Source organism: Streptomyces sp. NPDC096176, assembly GCF_044763255.1.
Classification (GTDB): Bacteria; Actinomycetota; Actinomycetes; order Streptomycetales; family Streptomycetaceae; genus Streptomyces.
In genome coordinates this window covers 353949-370635 of record NZ_JBIWFV010000005.1, presented here as the reverse complement: position 1 = coordinate 370635, position 16687 = coordinate 353949, and the positions used below count along the sequence as shown (strand labels likewise).

Below are 16687 nucleotides of genomic sequence, written 5' to 3'. Positions count from 1 at the left end.
AGTTCTGTCCGCATCTTGTTACTGGTCCTGTGCGTGTGTGCGGAGCACTCCGAGCACCCGGTAGCGTGAACCGACGATTCCGTAGGTCCACACGTAGGAGTCCCGGTGACGCACAGCGGACAGGGTGACGAGCAGCGGCTTCCCGCCGCGCGGCCCGCGCACGAAGGCGTCGTGCTGCCCGCCGACGGCAGCGAGCCCTTGATACCGGGCGCGCCGGGCGCGCAGGCGGCTCCGGCGGGTGGGCAGCCCTGGGGCGAGCCGTGGGGGCCGCAGCAGCCGGCGCCCCAGGCGCCGCAGGCCCAGCCCGGCGGCTACGGCTACCCCGGCGGCGAGGCGCAGCCCGGGTACGGCTACCCCGGCGGCCAGGCTCCGCAGGGTCAGGGCTATCCGGGCGGCCAGGCCCAGCCCGGCGGCTACGGCTACCCGGGCGGCCAGGTGCAGCCCGGGTACGGCTACCCCGGCGGCCAGGCTCCGCAGGGTCAGGGCTATCCGGGCGGCCAGGCCCAGCCCGGCGGCTACGGCTACCCCGGCGACCGGCCGCCGCAGGAGCCGCGCCCGCAGCACGGCGTGCACGCGCAGCCGCTGCCCCAGCCGGGGGCCCCGGCGGGCGCGTACGGCCAGAGCCCGCACGCCCCTCAAGGGGCGCCCCAGCAGGGCCAGTTCCCCCACGGCGCACCCGCCTCGGCAGCCCCCGCAGGGGCGTTGCCCCCGCAGGCTTCCCAGGCTCCCCAAGCGGCTACTCCCCAGGGGCAGTTCCCCCAGAACGCGTACACACAGCAGGCGCCTCAGGGCGGCGCGCTCCCGCCGCAACAGGGCCTCGGCCTGCCGCCTCAGGGCCCCGCGGGCACGGCGGACTCCGCTGCCACGCAGTACATCCCGCCCGTCGCGTCCGGCGCTCCCGCCACACCCGGTGTGCTGCCGCCCGAGATGCCCGCCGAGTCGACGACTTTCCTCGGCACCGGGCCGCTGGGCCAGGGAGGCGGCAGCCGGCAGGGCGGGCCCCAGGGCTCCGACGCCGACGCGACCCAGTACATCGCCCCCGTGCCGGGCGGCGGCGCCCCCGGGGCCGTGCCGCCCGCTCCCGCCGGGGCGCCGTTCGGCATCCGGCCGGGTGCTCCCGGCGACCGGCAGCCGCCGGCCGAGTTCGACAGTCTGTTCCGTTCGGAGGGCGCCGGGCCCCAGCCGGCCGACGCCACCCAGCAGATGCCCCGTTTCGGGGAGCAGCCTCCGGCGCCCGGTCATCAGCAGGCCCGTTACGAGCCCCAGTACGACCCCGAGCACGAGCCGCGCCGCCGGTCCACCGCGCCGGTGGTCGCGGCGCTTGTCATCGGGTGCGCCGTGCTCGGTCTCGGTGTCGGTGCGGTCATGTTCAGCGGTGGTGGGGACGACAAGGAGGACCCGGGCCCGGACAAGAACGTCGCCGCCGGCTCCCCGGCGCCCAGTGAGACCGCCCCCGCCACGCAGCCGGCCGATCCGGCGGAGCCGCAGGCCAAGGAGTTGGACAAGCTTCTCGCGGACAGCAACAACAGCCGTGCCGCGGTCATCCGGTCCGTGGAGAACATCAAGGTCTGCAAGAACCTGGACCAGGCCGCCGCGGACCTGAAGGGCGCGGCCCAGCAGCGCCGCGGCCTGGTGACCAGGCTGGGCGCCCTGAGCGTGGACAAGCTGCCGAACCATGCCGCGCTGACCGCGTCGCTGACGAAGGCGTGGCAGGCGTCGGCGTCGGCCGACGACCACTACGCGGCGTGGGCGGAGCAGGTCAAGGGCAAGAAGGGCTGCAAGGGCGGCAAGGCCCGCGCCACCGCCCAGACCGTGCAGGCCAACAAGGCGAGCGGCGAGGCGACGAAGGCGAAGAACGAGGCCTCGCCCCTGTGGAACTCCATCGCCCGCAAGTACAGCCTGACGGAACGCCGCAGCGACCAGCTGTGACCGGCGCCCTTGGGCCGGTTCCCTCAGGAACGGGCCCGGGGCGGCCGGGGGGAGCTCAGGACGCGTCCATGAGGGTCGGTCCGACGTCCACGAAGTCCTTGCGCTGCTCCGTCAGCCGGCCGTCTTGCACCACCTGGAACATCACGCTGCTGTTGACGATCCGCGGGTAGCCGGACGCGCCGAGCATGTCCTCGTAGCCCCAGCGCAGTGGCGGTGTCAGACCGCCGGTCGACACCTCCACGCCCTGGTCGAGGGCGTGCGAGATCTTGCCGGACGTGACGCGGTCGCTGTCGAGCGCGCGGATGACCTTGTCCAGCACGGTGTACGCGATCCAGGTCGTCTGCACGCCCGCGTCGGCCGGATCGACGCTGTTGTCGCCGAAGGCGTGGTCGTTGATGACCTCGCGCATCCGGTCCCAGCGGGTGTCGCCCGCGTCCGGGTACCAGCCGGTGATGAAGGCGCCCTCGTACGGGCCGTTGCGACCGCCGGTGCGGTCGATGAGGGGCTGGCCGACGCTGCCCATGACGGAGGAGATCCGCACCTGCCGGCCGTCGTCGGGCAGCCGCCGGAACGAGTCGAAGAAGGTTTCCGTGCGGTCGCCGAGGGTGGCCGTGACACAGCCCGGCCGCTCGCCGTCGGCCACCGTCGTCGTCCAGGTCGGCTCCGCCGCCCGCGTACGCGCCCGAAGCGCCTGCTCGGTGTAGTCGGTGGCGTCGTCCTCGGCGAGGATGTCCGCAGACTCCTCGCCCTTGCCGCGGGCCAGACCCGCGTTGAGGAGCGCGGGCAGGTCGTCGCCGGCGAGGCTGTCGGGCCGGACGAGGGAGACCTTCTCGCAGGCGTCCGCGAGCTGTTCGCCGTTCCCGGCGAGCAGCGCGGCCTGGCCGCCGTTGACGGGATAGGAGAGGTAGCTGCTGAACTCGGCCTCGGAGATGCCGTATCCGCCGATGAAGGGGATGCCCGCCGCCTCGAGCGGCGCCATGAAGGCGTCGCCGAACTGGCTGTACGAACCGACGACCGCGACCGCGTCCTCCTTGACGGCGCGTCGGGCACAACCCGCCGCGCCCTGCGGGGTGTTCTGCTCGTTGCAGGTGATGACGCGCAGCTCGTGGCCGTCGATGCCGCCCTGTGAGGCGGCCAGGCGGGCATAGGCCTTGGCCATCGCCGGCATGCCGGGCATGTTGGTCGCCTGCGTGTCCTCGGGCGCGAAGGTCATGACGGTGACCGGCTCCCTGGAGGCCCCCGGGTCTCCAGGGAGTACGCCGCAGCCGGCGAGCAGCGACAGCCCCGCCGCCACCGCCGTACACGCGGTACGGATGCGAAGTGTCCTTGAGGGGCGGGGAAGGATGGAGCGGCGCCGACCGGTCATGGTTGTGCACGCTTCCGGAGCCAGGTAACGGCACAGTGTGCATGGTGCAACGTCGAGTGACTGCGAGGTGAATTGCAGGGGTGGGTTCGGGTGTGCAGAAAGGGAACGTACGATCGAAGGCGTGCAGCAAGGTTCGGTCAACCCTTCCCGTCGCGGCCGTCGCTCCTCCACCATGGGCGGCATGCCGCTCAACGACATGCCCTGGTGGCGCTGGCGCAGCAACGTGCGCTCGGCGCTGCACATGCTTTCCGACCCCCTCTTCCACCAGGAGTTCTGGCTGGTGGGGCGCGAGGGGTACGGCGATGTCACCGACGCCGTGTACCGCCTGGTCGAGGACACCTGGCTGGACAACTGGTCCGCAGAGAAGTACGTCGGGACGATCTTCCGCGACTCCGGTGAGGCCGCCCTCGTGGACGTCGCCGTGCTGCGGGTGCTGCGGATCATGCACCAGGTCGGCGCCGACGCCCCGGTCTCCGCCTACATGGAGCACCACGGCTGGCCGGAGGCCGTACGGGCCGCGCGGGAGGCACACGTCCGGCTGGCCGAGAACGACGGCGAGGACCCCGACGTCACGCCGCGCTCCCTGGAAGTGCTGCGGATCATGACGCGGTCCGCCTGACGGACCAGCTCCGGGCTCCACCGCCGGATGTGGCAGTCTACGAGGATGACCGACCAGTACGTCCTCACGCTCTCCTGCCCGGACAAGCAGGGCATTGTGCACGCCGTCTCGAGCTATCTCTTCATCACCGGCTGCAACATCGAGGACAGTCAGCAGTTCGGGGACCGTGACACGGGTCTCTTCTTCATGCGGGTCCACTTCTCCGCCGAGTCCCCGGTGACCGTCGACAAGCTGCGCGCGAGCTTCGCCGCCGTCGGCGACTCGTTCCAGATGGACTGGGAGATCCACCTCGCCGAGGAGCGGATGCGGATCGTCCTGATGGTCAGCAGGTTCGGGCACTGCCTGAACGACCTGCTGTTCCGGTCACGGACCGGCGCACTGCCCGTCGAGATCGCGGCCGTCGTCTCCAACCACACGGACTTCGCCGAGCTGGTCGGCTCCTACGGCATCCCGTTCCATCACATTCCGGTCACCAAGGACACCAAGGCCGCCGCCGAGGCGCAGCTGCTGGAGCTGGTGCGGGAGGAGAAGGTGGAGCTGGTCGTCCTCGCCCGCTACATGCAGGTGCTCTCCGACGACCTCTGCAAGCAGCTCAGCGGCAGGATCATCAACATCCACCACTCCTTCCTGCCGAGCTTCAAGGGCGCCAAGCCGTACCACCAGGCCCACGCCCGCGGCGTCAAGCTGATCGGCGCGACCGCGCACTACGTGACGGCCGACCTCGACGAGGGCCCGATCATCGAGCAGGAGGTCGAACGCGTCGGCCACGAGGTCACCCCGGAGCAGCTGGTGGCGGTCGGCCGCGACGTGGAGTGCCAGGCGCTCGCGCGCGCGGTGAAATGGCACGCCGAGCACCGCATCCTGCTCAACGGCCGCCGTACCGTCGTCTTCGCCTGACCGCCCACCACCATGGCGGCGGGCCGGGTCCGCGCCTGACCCGCCGGGCAGGACCTACTCGCCGACGGCGTTGGCGCACAGGTCGTCCAGGACGAAGCTGTTGTCCAGGACCTGCAGCTTGCGTTCCGCCTCCAGCTGCTCGAGCAGTCGGTCGAGCAGTGCATCGTTGCCCGGGTCGCCCACGAACTCCAGCACGGCCCTGTGGAACGCGTCACGCAGCGTCGGCGGCATCGCGTCGGAGGCGTCGAAGCAGATCTGCCCCGCCGAGTCGAAGAGCTTCTGCACGCTCTGCGTGCCGGGTGACGGCGGCACGGAAGCCGTCGTGCCGCCGGGGAAGAACGGCCGCTCGCCCGGCTGCGCCGCCTTCGCCCAGCTCGTGCGGGCCTCTTCGGAGGTGAGCCGGCCGAGCAGGTCCCAGGCGGCGTCGCTCGCCCTGAACACCGCCGCCATGTCACCTGACACCTCGAAGGCGTTCTCGCCGCCCTGCGCCGAGGTCCGCGCTCCGTCGAGGTACTCGGACGTCGGGCGGGGCAGCACGTCGTCGCCGTAGTGCCTGCGGACGAAGGAGCCCTGGTGCTCGTGGGTGCAGTCGCCGCGGTTCAGCAGTCCGTAACGCCCGTCGTCGAGCAGCTCGAAGTCCGCCAGCGCCTCGGTATCCGGCGAACGTCCGTCCGCCGTCATCATCCGCCCCCACTCCCGCCACAGCGGCGCGGTCGTCTTCCACTCCGTTCTGCCGGTCGCCCAGTCCTCGTACACGTCGGGGCCGCTGCGCTGAAGGATCAGGTCCTCGAGCCAGTCGGTGCCCGGCCAGCCCGAGGTCGCCCCGGAGCCCATGCCGAGGCACCACACCGGATCGGCGTCCTCCGTGCCCGCGCCCGCACGGCTCCACACCAGCGACTTGAGGTCCACCCGTATCGGCACCCAGTAGGCGCGGGTCTGCGCCCCGCCGTTCGGCCCGGTGACCGTGACCGTGGGCGCCCAGGGCGGGACTGCGGCGCCCGCCACGCTCTCCGGCAGCCAGTGCACGTCCCCCGCCTTCACGTACTCGACGAGTTCGCCCGGGCTGTTGAGGATCGCCACGTCCGGTGGTGCGCCGGCCTGGAGCTGGGCGACGAGGGTCTCCCGCAGGGAGCGGGTGCCCTTGTAGACGTAGGAGTGGCCGGTCTCCTTCTCCATGGCCTTCAGCGCTTCCTTGAACGGCCTCTCCTCGCCGTCCGTCCACGGCCCCAGCACGACGAGGGTGCGCTCGTCCGACGAGCCGGAACAGCCTCCTGCCGCGACCGCCCAGACGGCGAACAGGACGCCCGCGAGCAGCACCCTCAAACCCCTGCGTCTCCTCATGACTCCCTCACGCCTCGGTGCGCTTGCGCCGGGTGACGGCGGCCGGATACGGCTTTCCGTAGAGGAAGAGCGTGACGCCGCAGGCGAGCGCGCCGATGCCGGCGGCGGGGACGGCGATGCCCGCCGTGAGGGACCAGCCCTCCGGATTCGCCGCGTCCATCCGCGCGTACGCCTTGCCCGTCGCTTCCTCGATCCTGGTCGAAGCGCCCGGGTCGGCGTCGACCTCCCGCAATGCCGCGACCTCGGCGCGCAGGCCCTCCTGCGCGTCGTGCTCCTGCGCACCGCCGAACGCGAGCAGCACCGGCGTCAGCAGCACCGGCAGCGCGCCTGCCGCCAACTGCACGCTGACCAGCCGCAACCGGTCCCGCAGGAACAGCGCCGTGCCGACGGTCACGAAGCCGAACAGCGCGGTCGTCAGCAGCGCGGCCCCCGCGGTCGTCAGGGTCAGCGGGCTCCAGGCCGCCAGGTCGGTGTTCTCCTGCCGCAGTTGATCCTCCAGCCTCGTGATGCGGTCCAGCACGGCCGTCGGCTCCTTGGGCGTGGCGGACTTCGTGTTCGCGGGGCCGCTGAGCAGGTCCTCGGCGTACTCGACGCCGGCCCGGCGCAACACGTCGCTGGCCCGGTTGCGGTCCGCCCAGGCGATCTTGTCCCCGTAGGCGACGACCAGCCCCGAGACCACCCGCAGCTCCTGCTCCTGGGCTCTGCTCAGGGCGTCGGCCTGGGCGACACGGTTGAGGCTCTGGGCGGCTTCCGTCATCCGTGAGCGATACGTCTCGCCCAGCTCGACCTCGCCGGCCTGCGGGGCGGTCAGCAACCGCAACTCGGCCTGTGCCTGGGCGAGTTCGAGCGATGTCCGGGCCTGCGCGAGTCCCTCCAGCGCCGGAACGCTCCGGTGCCGCAGCCGCTCGGAGCGTTCGTGCACATCGGCGTAGGCGACGGCACCGAGCGCGAGCGCGAGCAGTGCGAGAGCGGGCAGCACCAGCATGCGCCGCCGCAGGAACGCGGCCGTGGCCCGGCGCCCCCGGGGCCCGCGTCCGACGGCCCGCGCCCACAGCGCGGGCCCGGCCCCGGCGGCGTACCGCCCCAGCGCCACGCCCCACCGCTGCACGGCCGGCCACGCGCGTCTCATCCGACCTCCCCCGGTCTGCGGACCGTCTGCGGCGGGGCTGACTTCGTCAGCCCGTCCGTGGGCACCTCCCACGGCCGCCAGGCCGTAGGGGGAGATTGGGGACAGCGCGCGAAGCGCCGTACCGGGTCCGGGCGGAGCCCGGTACCGGGAAGTGGGGGCCCCTCCGCGGCCGCCGGGCCGTAGGGGGACGGCAGGGGAGCAGCCGCCACGCGGGCGATCACGGGCGGCCGCCCAGGGACAGTCGACGCAACCACGCCCGGCGACCTACGCCGGGGCGGGTGTGGCGCACGCCGAGGGGTCGGGTGCTGTACGCGTTGTCGAGCAGCGCCTCGGCCAGTGCCGCGCCGTCGGGCAGATCCTTGCGGGGGACCTGCTTGGCCAGTTGGCGGTAGCTCGCGGAGAGCTGCTCCCGCAGCTCCCGTTCCGTGGCGGGCAGCGGGATCGTCTTCGGCAGCGCGGCGCGCAGTTCGGTGAGCACCCGATCCGAGCCCGACGAGCGCACCAGCTCCAGCAGTTGCTCGCGCAGCTCCGCCGTGAGCAGCTCCTGCGCCTGCCGGTCCGTCAGCCCTTCCTGGCCGGTGAGCCGGTGCAGGGCGGCCTGGGCCCGGATCGCGGAGGCGACCGTCGGCGTACCGGCGTGGATGCGGACCATCGCCGTCCGTGCGGCGGTGCGGTGCCGGGAGTCGGGCGGGACGCCGTCGAGGGAGGCCAGCGCGCGGTCCGGGCTGTGCCGGGCCAGGTGGATACGCGCCAGCCCGAACGCGGCGGCGCCCAGCGCGTGGTTGCGCCGCCACACCGCGTCGTAGAAGAGCATGGCCTGCTGCTCGTGCGCCTCGCGCGCCGCCGGGGCCTTTGGTGCGCCGGCCCGACCCCCGGCCCGCCACTCGTCGGCGAGCTTCTCGTGGCAGTAGCCGAGGGCCAGCTTCGGGGCGTACTCGCCGGGTATCGCCGCGTACACCGTGTCGAAGCAGTTCAGCGCCCTGTGCAGCCGGCCGTGCGCGAGCTGGGTCAGTCCCTGGTGCCAGTCGAGACGCCAGTCGTAGCCGGCCCGTTCGCCGAGCAGCCGCGCGGCCCGCTCGAGTTCCACCGCGGCGGTCACCAGCGCCTGGTCGCGGCTGTGGCGGCGGGTGCCGGCGAGCTCCAGCTGGAGTCGGCAGCGCAGCAGATGCAGCTCCGGCGACGGCAGCCACTCGTTGCTGAGCTGGAGCAGGCCTGCCGGGTCGTCGTGCGAGGTGCGCTGGAGCTCCTTCCAGTTGGGGTCCAGCTCGTCGGGCTTCGGTACGGGAAGCGCCACCGCCGCCTCCGAGGGCTCCGGTACGTGCGCGCCGAGCCGGTCGTCCGTGCCGTCCGCCCCCCAGCGCTCCAGAGGCGGGGGCTTGCCCAGCCGGCCGTCCAGCGCGATGGCGGCCGAGTCGAAGAGCGGGGAGGGCTCGAACGTCTCCTCGTCCAGCCGCAGCGAGCGCAGTTCGCGCAGTACGCCGCGCAGCTGGACGGCCATCTCCTGCGCGGTGGCGTAACGCCGCTTCGGGTCGGTGGCCGTGGCGCGCGACAGGGCGCGCTGCAACGATTCGGTGCCGAGGTCGGACGGTGGCGAAGGGTCTTTCGCGACCAGCTCCCCGAGGACGGCGCCGACCGTGTAGAGGTCGCCCGCGGTGGTCATCCGGCCGCCGGTGCTCATGCTCTCCGGCGGCCGGTGCGTCACCGGCCCCGGGGCGCCCGGCTCGCGTACGCCCGCGACGTCGATCAGTTTGATGCCGGTGCCGCAGTGGAGGACGTTGGTGAGCGACAGGTCGCCGTAGACGAGTTGCTCCTTGTCGTGCAGGTAGTGGAAAGCCTCGAGGATCAGCAGGCCGTACGCGACGACGAACTCGCGCACCCGAGGCCCCGCGAACGGCTCGACGTGCCGGGCGATCCGGGACGCGACCCACGACAGGGAAGCGCCGTCGGCGAACTCCATGACGATGAACTCGGCCGACGTCCGCTCGTGGCGCGCGTAGTTGACCACTCGGATGACCGACGGGTGGTTGAGGCTGACGAGCCGCAGCCGCTCCTGGTGGGCCTGGAGCACGGCGGCCGGATCGCCGGGGTCGAGGATGCCCTTGAGGGCGACGGGGCGGTTCTCCAGCAGCAGGTCGCGGGCCAGGTACACCTTGCCGTGGCTGCCCTGCCCGATGGGGCCCACCACCTCGTACTGCTGATGCAGCATCTCTCCGCCCGCGAGCCGGTCACCGGGCTGCTCGGTGACGAGCGCGTCCGGGTCGCGCACGGCGACCGCCGGCAGGTCCGTCAGCCCGTCGCCGGGCGGGCCGACGACGAACTCGCGGGGCCCGGCCGGACCGGCGAGCTCCTGCTCCGCGGCCTCCGCCTCCAGCAGCGCGGTCTCGATGTCGACGGTGCACCGGAACAGCGCGTGCAACTGTTCGACGGAGCCGTTCAACGGGCCCTCCGGGCCGATCTGCTCGAGCGTCCGGCGCAGCCGGGGGGCCTGGGCGGCGGGCCGCCGTCCGGAGAGCTGCCGCAGCCGCTGCTCGGCCTCGGCGAGCCGGCTCACCCGCGTGCCGAGCCGCTCGGTACGGCGAACGCCCCAGTCGGAGCCCAGGAGTTCGGTGCGTACGCGGGTGAGGAGCGGCGAGCGGGGGTCGCTGAAGACGAGGAGGAGCCGGCTCCGGCCGTGGGCGAGCAGGGCGGTGAGCAGCCGCACGATCTCGTCGTCGGTGGACGCGGACCGGTCGATGGACAGGAACGCGGCGATCAGGGGCGGGCTCTCCTCGGCGATCCGCGCGAGCAGCCCGCCGTCCGGTTCGTCGTCGGCTTCGTCGGCTTCGTCGGCTTCGTCGGCTTCGTGGGCCACGGGGGCCTCGGGGCTGTCCCGGCGGTGCGGAACGGCCCGGGGGCCGCTGTGGTCGTTCGGGCCGCCCTCCGATATGTCCGGTCCGTCCGGGATCGGGTCGAGGCCGATGCGGTCCGCCGCGTGCCGGGCCAGCTCGGCGGCCGTCCGGTTGGTGGCGTCGACGGCGATGTCGATGCTGCCCACCTGCGGACCGCCCGGCACTCCCGGCGTGCCGGACTCGCTCCCCGGTGCCGACGCCGCCTCCGGGGGGCTCTGTTCGCGGTCGGCGAGGGTGAGCACCGATCTCACGGTGTGCAGGAGGTCGTGTTCGCCCTCTCCCGCGAACACCGGCTCCACCGGGTCGGTGTCCGGGGTGCCGTCGAGCCAACGGGTCAGCCGCTGGTGCAGGCCGGGGACGCGGCCGGAGGCGGTCCTGTGATGGGCGACGGCGACGTCGTGCGACACGGCCGGCTTTCCCGTCACCGTCAGCCCCAGCCGTTCCAGCGGAAGATGCTTCAACACCGTCTCGGTCGGGATCATGTACGCGTGGTCCCGGCGCACCCGGACCTGTGGGGTGCCGAACTGGTGGGCCACGATGCCGATGACCCGGCGCGTACGGCTGTGCACGACCGCGCAGCCGCTGTAGCCCCGCCGCACCACGTACGGCGCGTTCCGCGCGTCGAGCTGCACCCACTCCGGCGTCGGGGCGGGCCCGCCGCGTCCCATCAGCCGGGCATCGAGGTGTTCACCGCCGGGCAGGTCCTCCGGATACCCCGTGAAGTGCACCATGTCGCCGCGCGCCGGGATCTGGCGGTGCAGGACGGCATGCGGCACCGCGGGTTCATGGTCCAGCTTGAGCAGCGCGAGGTCGCCGCCGAACTGCCCCGTGGGCAGGACCAGATACTCCCGCAGCAACCTGGCACGCAGCGGTTCCTCCGCCTCCCCCGCGGGTGCGCGCGGCACATCGACGTACACCTCTTCCAGCGGGGTACGGATTCCCGAGGAGTCGGGGCGGGAGAGGACCACATGCGCACAGGTGAGCACCAGGCCGCCGGGGAGCAGCACCCCGGCACCGAGCGGCCGGCTCGCGCGATCCTGCGTCCGGAGCAGGCGCAGCCGCCAACTCTCTTCATGGGCCGTGTAGTTGGATGTGCGAAGCGGCTCGCTCATACTGCTCAACGATAACTACGGGAGACGGGGGACGCGATGGCTGAGCGTGACGAAACCGCGGTCGTGGGGCTGGCGGAGGTCATCGGGCAGGTCCGCGACGAGCTCGAGACCGCACAGGGGGCCGGCGCGGGACGCGATCTGCGGTTCAGCGTGGAGAAGGTGGAGTTGGAGTTCGCCGTGCAGGTGCGGCGCGAGGGCAGCGGCCGGGCGGAGTTGAGGATCGGGGTGCTCACTGCGGGAGGCGGCGGCTCGGCGGCGCGGGACACCACGCACACCATCCGGATCGAGCTCAAGCCGCACCGGGAGAACGGCGACCCGAACTACAGCGTGGGCGGGGAGTGACACACGCGAGGAGTCAGCTCGCGACGAGTGCCTCGGCGACGCTCGTACGGGCGTAGAGCACCACCCGCCCGGTGCGGTGGGCGGTGACGAGGCCCGCGGCACGCAGAGCCGTCAGATGCTGCGAGACGCCCCCGGCCGAGAGGCCGATGCGGCGGGCCAGGTCCGTGGTGGACGCCGGGGCGGCCAGCTCCGCGAGGAGCAGCGCACGGGTGCGGCCCAGCACTCCGGCGAGGGCGTCCGAGTACGGCTGGGGGCGTGGCTCCCACAGCGTGCCGACGCCGCGCGGCGGATAGCGCAGGGTGGGCTGCCGTTCGTCGCTGCGCACATAGGAGAAGATGCGCGGCGACACGAACACCGACGGCACCAGCAGCAGCCCCCGGCCGCCCAGGGTGTGCGCCCCGCGTACGCGGCGTTGCACCAGCTGCAAGGTGCCCGAGTCCCAGGTGAGTTGCGGGTCGAGGTCGTCGAAGAGGCGTCGCGCGCCGCCCTCCGCGAAACGCTTGGCCCGGTAGAGGATGTCGCCCTCGACGAGGGTGAGGATCCGCGGCCAGTGGGGCGCGATCGCCACCTCCCAGTAGGCGGCGATCACCTCCGTGAGACGCCCGAGCCCGAGGTCGGGGTCCGCGCGCAGCGCGGCCACCCCCTGCTCGACCTCCGTCGTCGTCGTACGCAGCAGGTGGCGCGGCGTCGACCGCAGCGCCGCCAGCTCCACCTCGAGCGAGGGCTGCGGGGTGGTCGGCGGCGGGGCGAGGAAGCCGGGGATGCCGGGGGTGGGCACGGCGATCAGCGAGGACAGCGGCGCGAGGTCGAGCTTCGCGGCGGCGAGCAGCGGCCGTACCTGTTCGGTCCACCGCCGGTGCATGCCGAGCACGTCGGCCCTTTTGAGCACCCGCACGCTGGCGACGACCTCCCACAGCGGGGAGACGGCGAAGCGTGTGCGGGCCACGTCCTCGGCCGTGAAGCCGATTTCAAGCCTGCCGCCCTCGGACGTTCTGTCCTGCACCATTCGGCCGAGGCTAAATCATTGGAACGCGATCCGGCTTCCGGGCAGCGTACGGGCCATGCCACAAGACAGTCCCTGGCGGTCCCGTGACTTCCGTGCGCTCTTCATGGCCACCGCGTTCAGTCAGCTCGCCTCGAACGTCGGCTACATCGCCGTCCCGTTGATCGCCGTCTCCGCGCTCGACGCGAGCGCCGGCGAAGTCGGCCTGCTGGCCACCCTGTCGACGGCCGCGTTCCTCCTCATCGGGCTGCCGGCCGGGGCGTGGGTGGACCGGATGCGCAACCGGCGGGTGCTGATCGCGGCGGACCTGGCGCGGGCCGGCCTGCTCGCCTCCGTGCCCGTGGCGTGGTCGCTGGACGTCCTCACGCTGGGCCAGCTCTATGTCGTCGTCCTGCTGAACGGCTGCGCCACGGTCTTCTTCGACGTGGGCGCGCAGAGCTGGCTGCCCCGGCTCGTGGACCGGGAGGCCCTGGTGCCGGCGAACGCGGCCGTGGTGAGCCTCCAGGCCGCGGGCAACGTGGCGGGCAGGGGCGCGGGCGGCGGCGTCGTGCAGCTGTTCACGGCCCCGGTGGCGGTGATCTGCGTGGGCCTGCTCTACCTTGCGTCGGCGCTGCGCCTGGCGGCCCGCAGCGACCGCGAGACCCCGGCGAGGACCGCCCCGGGACCGGGCGCGGCTGCCGCGCTCGACCGCGTCCCGAATGTCGCGGCCGCGCGGCTGGGGACGCAGATACGGGAGGGGGTGCGGCACGTGTGGGGGAACGCGGAGTTGCGGGCGCTCGCGCTCACCGCCGCGCTCACCAACCTCGGCTCACAGATCGTCAACACGCTGCTGCCGATCCTCTTCATCCGCGAGTTGGGCCTCTCCGCAGGTGTTCTGGGGCTGTACTGGGCGGTCGGCGGGGTCGGCATCCTGCTCGGCGCGCGGTGTGCCCGCCGTATCGCAGGGCGGCTCGGGCACGGCCGCACCCTCGGTATCGCCGGGTTTGGATGGCGCCGACCGCGCTGCTCCTGCCGTTCATCGACCGGGGCGCCTGGCTGTGGCTCGCCGGGGCCGGCTGGCTGCTGTACACGTTCAAGATCGGCGTCGACAACGTCCTGGGCGTCAGCCTTCGCCAGCGGCTGACCCCCGACCCCCTGCTCGGCCGGATGAACGCCACGTTCCGCTTCATGCTCACCGGTGCGATCGCCGTCGGCTCGGCCGTGGCGGGCCTGATCGGCGAGTTCGCGGGGCTGCGCGTCGCCCTGTGGACGGGCGCCGGCTGCCTGGCGCTCGCCTTCCTGCCCGTCTTCCTCTCGCCGGTGCGCCGACGCCAGGAACTGCCGGGCCATCAGGCCCCGGCGCCCGCCGCCGACCCCGCACCGAAGACCTCGACGGACCCGCGCTCTCCTACAGTCGGCTGAGCGCCGCCGCGGCGAAGAGCACGTCCCGGATCGCCTCCCGGTCGCCGTCCTGGCCGGCAGCGGCCTCCTCGGGGGAGACATGGCCGGCGACCAGCTTGCAGAACTCCACCCCGTCCAGAGCCACTTGCGCCACCGACTTGTCCGGTGAGCCGACGGCGGCCGGCGAGTCCAGGGCGATGTACCAGCTTCCGCCGCCGGACCCCTCCACTTCCAGGTGGAGCGAGCGCCCCGGCGCTCCGGCCGCGATCAGATGCTGCGGCGGCCCGGCGAGCCCGGCCCGCCTGCGCTCGGCGAGTGCGGCGGGCAGCAGTCTGGCCGCCAGATCGATCATCCGGTTCAGATGGGCGCCGCTCGGTGGCGCGTACGGGTAGTCCACCGCGTCGGCGATGTCGTCCGCGTGGATCCAGCACTCGAAGGCACGGTCGAGCAGTGCATCCTGCAGCGGCAGCGCGAACGACCCGTAGGAGACCGACAGTTCGGCGACGCCGCGCCCCGCGAAGGACACCGTGCGGATGAGGGTGTGGCTCTGGTCCCGCCACGGATCCCGGATCCTGCCGGTCGGCGGCAGGTCCGCGGTGCTCCAGAAGGACTCGGTCCGCTCCGCCGGCAGCGTCGGCGCATGCGGGCCCAGCGGGTCGTCGAGCCCGAGCGCGGTCGCGACGAGCCCGTCGACGGTCATGAGGTGCCCGATCACACCGGCCACGGTCGTGCGCCGGCTGATCTGGCGTTCGCCCTCGAACCACTTGAGCCGTACCGGCGCGTGCCACTCCGAGTCCCCTATGTCCCGCAGCAGCGCGTCCAGCCTGGCGGTCTCCGCGTCGTACGGGTCGGCCCAGTCGGGGACGGGGATACGGGCGGGCCTGCGGCCCAGGCAGTTCTCCAGCACACGGAAGCGCAGCAGCGGGTCGAGGTCCAGGTCACGGTCGGTGTGCAGCAGTCCGACGGCGTCCCGCAGCCGCAGCGCCTCTTCCGCGCACGGGGCGCAGTAGCCGAGATGGTCCTCGACGGCGGCGGTCTCCTCCGCGGAACAGGCGGACAACGCCCAGGCGCCGAGCAGCGACCTGAGCACGCTGTGCGGCGGCGCGACGGTGGCCTCGACGGGCGCGGGCTCGACGGGCGCGGGCTCGACCGGGCCGGCCTCGGCGGCGCGCGCACCTCCGGTCGCCTCCGCCGCCTCGGGCGCGGTCTGTGCGTCGCCTGTGATCTCCGCCTCGGACGGCGTTCCGTGCGCGGGCGGCGTTTCGCGCTCGGGCTGCGGCTTCCGCTTCGGGAGCGGCGGCCGCTTCGGGCGGTACGCGTCCGGGTGGAGGTCGTCCGCGGCGTGGCGCGGCGATGGTATGCGCGGCACACCCCGCACCTCGTCGCTGCCCCGCTCGCGGTCGTCGCCGCCGCTGTCGCCGTCGAGTGGCCCGTTCACAGCGTGCGTCCGTAACCGGGCGGGGAGGAGCCCTCCAGTGCGCGGGTGTGCGCCGTGGACAGGAGTTGCAGGCCGAGGCGCAGCCGCCGCCTCGCCTCGTCCTCCGTGACGCCGAGGTCCGCCGCTGTCTGCCGGTAGTCCCTGCGCTGGAAGTACGCCAGCTCCAGCGCCGCCCGCAGCGGCGCCGGCATGGACGTCACGATGTAATCGGCCCGGGCCGCGACGGCGGCCCGGCGCACCTTCTGCTCCAGTTCCTCCGGCGTGCCCTCGCCGCCCTCCGCGAGCGCGGCGGCCTCGCTCTGGCGCAGCCGGTGCACGGCCTGGCTGTTGGTGAGCCTGGCTACCCACGACCGCATGGAGCCTCGCTTGGGGTCGTAGGCGTCCGGGTTCTCCCAGATGTAGCCGAAGACCTCGCGGGTGACCTGGTCGGCCGCCTCGTCGTCATCGAGCACGCGATGGGCCTGGCTGTGGACGAGCGCCGCGAACCTGTCGTAGAGCTCACCGAGGGCCGCGGCCTCGCCCCGCGCCAGCCGCTGCTGCATCCTGCGGTCCCAGCGCTGTGGTGCGTCCTTCGCCATACGGCCCCCAAGCTCCGCGCTCCGTGCCTGCTGCCTCTGCCCCCGTGGTTGTCGCTCCATCGAATGTAGTGCGCCGGGCGGAAAACGTATGTCCCTTTGCGGCAAGTACGCCCTTGCGCGAGACCGGGATGGTAGGGCCCGGAAGCGGGAACACCCTCGTCGTGGGGGCGCTGCCCTGCGGATTCTCCGTGACGAACGTCGCGTTTGCGTGCAGGACAGTGGGGCAGCGGCAGTGGAAGGACAGCTTCCGGTCTTTCGGGCCGGCATGAGGAGGGGTCCAGACGTGGTGATGCTCAGTGTGGCCGAGACCCGGCAGGGCTCGTGGACCGTGCTGCATGTGTGCGGGGAGCTCGATCTCGTGTCCTCACCGGTGGTCCGCCAGCGGGTGCACGACGCGGTCGCCCAGGGTCATCACGATGTGGTGCTCGATCTCTCCGAGGTGTTCTTCTGCGATTCCAGCGGTGTCGGCGTGCTGATCGCCGCGCGGCGGCTGATGCGCTCGTGCCGCGGCAGACTGCGGCTGATCCTGCCCGCGCGCGGCGCGGAGGACGGCTCGCACGTCAACCGTGTGCTCGGCGCCCTCGGCGTGCGACGTCTTTTCGAGGTCTACGCGGACACGGGCTCGGCCACCGACGACGGGGCGGAACCGCTCTCCGCGTGAGCAC

14 protein-coding genes are annotated in these 16687 nt (G+C 72.9%); 7 read left to right on the top strand and 7 right to left on the bottom strand.

Translation table 11 applies throughout. The features are described from left to right. Positions 1-105: 105 nt before the first annotated feature. Positions 106-1929, top strand: a complete 1824-nt coding sequence (locus ACIQ7Q_RS16440) for a hypothetical protein (protein WP_403861491.1) — start codon at positions 106-108, stop codon at positions 1927-1929. A 55-nt stretch (positions 1930-1984) separates the two neighbouring features. Here the strand turns inward: ACIQ7Q_RS16440 and ACIQ7Q_RS16435 are convergent, their stop codons facing one another. Next, complete coding sequence (locus ACIQ7Q_RS16435) at positions 1985-3295, bottom strand: ABC transporter substrate-binding protein (RefSeq protein WP_403861488.1); 1311 nt, start codon at positions 3293-3295, stop codon at positions 1985-1987. 172 nt (positions 3296-3467) lie between these two features. Here ACIQ7Q_RS16435 and ACIQ7Q_RS16430 point away from each other — a divergent pair, with 172 nt between their 5' ends. Both ACIQ7Q_RS16430 and purU read left to right on the top strand, forming a co-directional pair. Beyond that, positions 3468-3914 carry a hypothetical protein gene (locus ACIQ7Q_RS16430; protein WP_403862161.1) on the top strand — a complete coding sequence of 149 codons (447 nt, stop codon included), beginning with the start codon at positions 3468-3470 and terminating at the stop codon, positions 3912-3914. A gap of 45 nt (positions 3915-3959) precedes the next feature. Continuing rightward, positions 3960-4811: a formyltetrahydrofolate deformylase gene (purU, locus tag ACIQ7Q_RS16425; RefSeq protein ID WP_403861485.1), complete on the top strand. Its 852-nt coding sequence runs from the start codon at positions 3960-3962 to the stop codon at positions 4809-4811. 54 nt (positions 4812-4865) lie between these two features. On the opposite strand, the gene ACIQ7Q_RS16420 is transcribed toward purU, so the two are convergent. From ACIQ7Q_RS16420 to ACIQ7Q_RS16410, 3 genes are all read right to left on the bottom strand, one after another. Beyond that, the gene (locus tag ACIQ7Q_RS16420) at positions 4866-6152 is read right to left on the bottom strand and encodes an extracellular solute-binding protein (RefSeq protein WP_403861482.1); all 1287 of its coding nucleotides are present in this window, start codon (positions 6150-6152) and stop codon (positions 4866-4868) included. A gap of 7 nt (positions 6153-6159) precedes the next feature. Beyond that, the gene (locus ACIQ7Q_RS16415; protein WP_403861479.1) at positions 6160-7281 is read right to left on the bottom strand and encodes a hypothetical protein; all 1122 of its coding nucleotides are present in this window, start codon (positions 7279-7281) and stop codon (positions 6160-6162) included. 217 nt (positions 7282-7498) lie between these two features. Then, the gene (locus tag ACIQ7Q_RS16410; protein ID WP_403861477.1) at positions 7499-11281 is read right to left on the bottom strand and encodes a tetratricopeptide repeat protein; all 3783 of its coding nucleotides are present in this window, start codon (positions 11279-11281) and stop codon (positions 7499-7501) included. A 36-nt stretch (positions 11282-11317) separates the two neighbouring features. On the opposite strand from ACIQ7Q_RS16410, the gene ACIQ7Q_RS16405 reads away from it, so the two are divergent. Then, positions 11318-11623 carry a trypco2 family protein gene (locus ACIQ7Q_RS16405; RefSeq protein WP_403861474.1) on the top strand — a complete coding sequence of 102 codons (306 nt, stop codon included), beginning with the start codon at positions 11318-11320 and terminating at the stop codon, positions 11621-11623. 13 nt (positions 11624-11636) lie between these two features. Here ACIQ7Q_RS16405 and ACIQ7Q_RS16400 read toward each other — a convergent pair whose 3' ends face one another. After that, positions 11637-12629 carry an ArsR/SmtB family transcription factor gene (locus ACIQ7Q_RS16400; RefSeq protein ID WP_403861471.1) on the bottom strand — a complete coding sequence of 331 codons (993 nt, stop codon included), beginning with the start codon at positions 12627-12629 and terminating at the stop codon, positions 11637-11639. A 55-nt stretch (positions 12630-12684) separates the two neighbouring features. Between ACIQ7Q_RS16400 and ACIQ7Q_RS16395 the strand changes: the two genes are divergently transcribed. Further along, complete coding sequence (locus ACIQ7Q_RS16395) at positions 12685-13749, top strand: MFS transporter (protein WP_403861468.1); 1065 nt, start codon at positions 12685-12687, stop codon at positions 13747-13749. A gap of 23 nt (positions 13750-13772) precedes the next feature. Then, positions 13773-14027 carry a hypothetical protein gene (locus tag ACIQ7Q_RS16390; protein ID WP_403861465.1) on the top strand — a complete coding sequence of 85 codons (255 nt, stop codon included), beginning with the start codon at positions 13773-13775 and terminating at the stop codon, positions 14025-14027. Here ACIQ7Q_RS16390 and ACIQ7Q_RS16385 read toward each other — a convergent pair. Then, positions 14014-15444 carry a zf-HC2 domain-containing protein gene (locus ACIQ7Q_RS16385; RefSeq protein WP_403861462.1) on the bottom strand — a complete coding sequence of 477 codons (1431 nt, stop codon included), beginning with the start codon at positions 15442-15444 and terminating at the stop codon, positions 14014-14016. The two genes, ACIQ7Q_RS16390 and ACIQ7Q_RS16385, sit on opposite strands and share 14 nt — an antisense overlap. Next, on the bottom strand, positions 15441-16022 hold the full coding sequence (locus ACIQ7Q_RS16380) for a sigma-70 family RNA polymerase sigma factor (RefSeq protein WP_403861459.1): 582 nt from the start codon (positions 16020-16022) through the stop codon (positions 15441-15443). The genes ACIQ7Q_RS16385 and ACIQ7Q_RS16380 overlap by 4 nt, the downstream gene beginning before the upstream one ends. A gap of 286 nt (positions 16023-16308) precedes the next feature. Between ACIQ7Q_RS16380 and ACIQ7Q_RS16375 the strand changes: the two genes are divergently transcribed. Next, the gene (locus ACIQ7Q_RS16375; protein ID WP_403862158.1) at positions 16309-16683 is read left to right on the top strand and encodes an STAS domain-containing protein; all 375 of its coding nucleotides are present in this window, start codon (positions 16309-16311) and stop codon (positions 16681-16683) included. Positions 16684-16687: the final 4 nt, after the last annotated feature.

What these genes read in the sequence shown, in the direction of transcription:
- ACIQ7Q_RS16435 (WP_403861488.1), bottom strand. Translation starts at nt 3,295, where the DNA reads ATGACCGGTCGGCGCCGCTCCATCCTTCCCCGCCCCTCAAGGACACTT.
- ACIQ7Q_RS16430 (WP_403862161.1), top strand. Translation starts at nt 3,468, where the DNA reads ATGGGCGGCATGCCGCTCAACGACATGCCCTGGTGGCGCTGGCGCAGC.
- purU (WP_403861485.1), top strand. Translation starts at nt 3,960, where the DNA reads ATGACCGACCAGTACGTCCTCACGCTCTCCTGCCCGGACAAGCAGGGC.
- ACIQ7Q_RS16420 (WP_403861482.1), bottom strand. Translation starts at nt 6,152, where the DNA reads ATGAGGAGACGCAGGGGTTTGAGGGTGCTGCTCGCGGGCGTCCTGTTC.
- ACIQ7Q_RS16415 (WP_403861479.1), bottom strand. Translation starts at nt 7,281, where the DNA reads ATGAGACGCGCGTGGCCGGCCGTGCAGCGGTGGGGCGTGGCGCTGGGG.
- ACIQ7Q_RS16410 (WP_403861477.1), bottom strand. Translation starts at nt 11,281, where the DNA reads ATGAGCGAGCCGCTTCGCACATCCAACTACACGGCCCATGAAGAGAGT.
- ACIQ7Q_RS16405 (WP_403861474.1), top strand. Translation starts at nt 11,318, where the DNA reads ATGGCTGAGCGTGACGAAACCGCGGTCGTGGGGCTGGCGGAGGTCATC.
- ACIQ7Q_RS16400 (WP_403861471.1), bottom strand. Translation starts at nt 12,629, where the DNA reads ATGGTGCAGGACAGAACGTCCGAGGGCGGCAGGCTTGAAATCGGCTTC.
- ACIQ7Q_RS16395 (WP_403861468.1), top strand. Translation starts at nt 12,685, where the DNA reads ATGCCACAAGACAGTCCCTGGCGGTCCCGTGACTTCCGTGCGCTCTTC.
- ACIQ7Q_RS16390 (WP_403861465.1), top strand. Translation starts at nt 13,773, where the DNA reads ATGAACGCCACGTTCCGCTTCATGCTCACCGGTGCGATCGCCGTCGGC.
- ACIQ7Q_RS16380 (WP_403861459.1), bottom strand. Translation starts at nt 16,022, where the DNA reads ATGGCGAAGGACGCACCACAGCGCTGGGACCGCAGGATGCAGCAGCGG.